We start from the raw sequence: 3,445 nt of genomic DNA on the forward strand, positions 1-3,445 counted from the left end.
CCCTCAAAACCCCTTCAAAACCCTCTTAAATATATATTATAGATTGTATTTACATGTTATATTTAATATAGGTTGTTTGCTTAAAACATTAACATATTGAAATATAATGACTTTTATTTCCAATTTAAAAAATAAAATAAGTAATAATAAAAGGAACCCTCAAAACCTTCAAAACCCTCGAAACTCATAACCTAATGATCTTGATAACATCTCTTATGAGTTACAAGCTATCTTTTGAAAAGCTTTAAAGGATCACATGATTTTCATAAAGCACGTTGTAATCATTCTCTAAATCATAAGGTTATCTATTCAAAAAAACTGATTAAAATTCAATAAAAGGGATTTTGATAACGTAATCAGTTTTTACTTTCATACGCTTTTCATAAGACACGTGTTAATCACTCACTAAAAAATATAATTTTAACTTTTAAAAAGAACTAACCAAAATGACAAAAGCCTATTAAAAGGAATTTTGCTAATCTTTATAATGATAAATCTCTCTTTAGATATTTTCATAAGTGTTTTCATAACAGTCTATAAATTACGATTATCATATAGCCTATTTATCGTTTCTCTTATGAATATGAAAAATGATGCCATGGCTATATAAAGCATATAACAGCTATAGAGAATGCATAAAAACAGCAAGGTTTTATAATCATAATACAAATGAATGCGTTGGTTATAAAAACAGTTCCTATAAAAAGCTGTTAAGTTGCAAATGTGTTATAAACAAAATTCACAAAAAAATTTAAATTCATTTAGTGAAAAAACTGATAGGTTATAAAGTTAAAAAAACGCATTATGAGAGCGTTTCTAAATATTATAAATGTATAGATTCAAAAAAGAACGCCATTGTTTCAGAAAGCCTATAATATAGCTTTAAAAGTGCATAAATATAAAAGACGCAATTCATAAGCATAAGATATTATCAATACACAATGCATTTAAAAAAATACAAAAAATATCAAAAAAGATAAAATATTAATTGACAATAAATACGTATTTTGGTATATAAATACTCAAGTGATCAAAACACTTACAGTTAGCGAAAAGGTTACGAAACAACCTTTCCAAAGTCTTTAAAAAACTGACTATCTTTTATGCTGTGATTAGCATATATGATGATTTTGTCGGGTGTAGTTACGCTATACAATACCTTATAGGAAAAGCGTAGCAACGGACTAACTGCCGTGTTTTGAACGCCCGGCGCCCTTATAGGGTGTCAATTTCAAAACAATTGAACAGTTAGGCTTTAAATATGACAAATATATCAAAAATTACCCCCGTTAATAAGAAAAAAACATCTAAAAAATATGAGTTTACTGGCGAAATGGATTTTGTGACTGGTCTCATATTATACCGTATACGTGCTTTAAGAGATTTTGGGGATGTTAAAGCTGGCGATCTAGGCGGCTTTATTGAAAACGAAAGTAACTTATCTCACAAAGGCAATTGCTGGGTTTATGACAAAGCGCGCGTCTTTCAAAATGCAAGGGTTTCAGGCAATGCTAAAGTAAAAAGCTTTTTTGTTGACGTTTGTGGTAATGCAAGAATTTATGGTAATGCCATTTTTGAAGGCATGTTATTAAAGGACAATGCAAAGCTTTATGGAAATGCTCATGTGAGCAATGCCGTTGTAATTGAAGGTAATGCTAAAATTTATGATAACGCCCGCGTCACTAATCATGCTCATATTTGTGATGATGCCGTTATTTGTGATGATGCTCATGTCGGGGGCAATGCTAAAATAAGCGGCGCTGCTCATATTTGTGATGGCTCGCGTGTTTTTGATGATGCCGTGGTTTGTGGGGCTCTTATCTCTGGCGATTCTTATGTTCATAGCGCCGCCTCTTTAACTGCTGATGATCATATTTGGGATGAGGCATATCCTGAATTTGGGAGTGAAGATGATTATTATCGTCATGAATATTATGCTGATTGTGAGTGGTATTATGACGATGATAATGACAGCGAATATGAAAATGATGCTGCGTAAATAACGCGCGGGCGCGGCGGGGGCGCCCCTCTTTAAACATCTCATTTTAAAATTTATCAAATATGAACTTAGGGTGTTACCTATGAACGCTATAACTGTATCTAAAAAATACGAATTAACTAATGAAAATCATACTTTTGAAGGGATTACTGTACACCGCATTCGTGCTTTAAAAGATTTTGATGATGTTAAAGCTGGTCAATTGGGCGGCTTTATTGAAAATGAAAACAACCTCTCCCATGATGGCAATTGCTGGGTTTATGATAATGCTGGTGTTTTTTGCAATGCTGTCGTTTCTGATAATGCAAAAATACGTAATGATGCCATTATTGCTAGGGAAGCTAAAGTTTATGGGAATGCCGTGGTTTGTGATAAGGCATGGGTTTTTGGTAAAGATGCTAGCATTTATGACAATGCAAAAATTAGTAACAATGCTAGGGTCTGTGGCTATGTTTATGGCAATGCCATGGTTTGTGATAATGCTAATGTTTCTCCTAGTGCACATATTTATGATAATGCCCGTGTATACGAAAATGCTCATGTGAGTGGCTTTGTTTATGGGAATTCCCATGTTTATGGTAAATCACGCATTTATGGGGGGGCGTGTATTTATGGCAATGCGCATGTCTTTTGCAATGCATGGATTAAGAGTTTTGCAAGTATTTATGATGATGCCAATGTTTCTGGCTCGGCTCGTGTGGGCTCCTTTGCAAGAATTTATGAAAATGCAAAGGTCTATGGTAAATCCAATATTGATCATGATGTAAAAATTTATGGCAATGCCGTGGTTAATAGTCGTGAAAAAATTACGAATGATATTTGTGATGATAATCAGTCTAGAAAAGACGCTGCGTAAATAATGCGCGGGTGCGGCGGGGGCGCCTGCTTTCCAATCCAATTTTTCCATTTCAAATTTTATCAAACGTTTATCACATTAGATTGTGAGGGTACTCCTATGTGCAAAAAATACGAATTAACCAGCGAAATCAAAAAAATTAAACATGCACTTACTCGCAATATTACAAGCCTTTATCGCATTCGGGCTTTAAGAGATTTTGATGATATAAAAGCGGGGGCTTTAGGTGGTTTTATTGAAAAGGAAGTTAACCTATCCCATGATGGCAATTGCTGGGTTTATGATGATGCGTGGGTTTATGGCTATGCCCGTGTTTATGAAAATGCAAAAATACGCCATTATTCGCAAGTCTGTGGTCATGTCTATGGCAATGCGGAGGTCTATGGAAGGGCTTTTATCTCTCAATATGCAAAAATTTATGACCATGCTTTTGTCTATGGCAATGCGCATGTTTATGGGAATATTTATGGCAATGCTCATGTGAGTGGTGCTGCCCGCGTTCTTGCTGATGCTCATATTTATGACCATGCCCATGTTTCTTATGATGCTACGGTTTTTAGTTATGCACGCGTCTATGGTCATGCTAGGGT

The 3,445-nt window shown here is 34.5% G+C and carries 2 protein-coding genes and 1 pseudogene; all 3 read left to right on the plus strand.

Annotation, left to right across the window (positions count from 1 at the left end; genetic code table 11):
• The first annotated feature begins 1,261 nt into the window (after nucleotides 1-1,261).
• Nucleotides 1,262-1,999 (plus strand): hypothetical protein, encoded by a 738-nt coding sequence (locus tag PVV57_RS09835; RefSeq protein WP_273719418.1) that lies wholly within the window; start codon nucleotides 1,262-1,264, stop codon nucleotides 1,997-1,999.
• A gap of 82 nt (nucleotides 2,000-2,081) precedes the next feature.
• The gene (locus tag PVV57_RS09840; RefSeq protein ID WP_273783994.1) at nucleotides 2,082-2,855 is read left to right on the plus strand and encodes a hypothetical protein; all 774 of its coding nucleotides are present in this window, start codon (nucleotides 2,082-2,084) and stop codon (nucleotides 2,853-2,855) included.
• Nucleotides 2,856-2,954: 99 nt separating this feature from the next.
• Nucleotides 2,955-3,445, plus strand: a pseudogene (locus PVV57_RS09845) (hypothetical protein); the annotation flags it as partial.

The organism is Bartonella sp. AU15XJBT (assembly GCF_028618615.1).
Taxonomy (GTDB): Bacteria; Pseudomonadota; Alphaproteobacteria; order Rhizobiales; family Rhizobiaceae; genus Bartonella.

Excerpts from the sequence above, each read along its gene's own strand:
- PVV57_RS09835 (WP_273719418.1), top strand. The coding sequence starts at position 1,262 with ATGACAAATATATCAAAAATTACCCCCGTTAATAAGAAAAAAACATCT.
- PVV57_RS09840 (WP_273783994.1), top strand. The coding sequence starts at position 2,082 with ATGAACGCTATAACTGTATCTAAAAAATACGAATTAACTAATGAAAAT.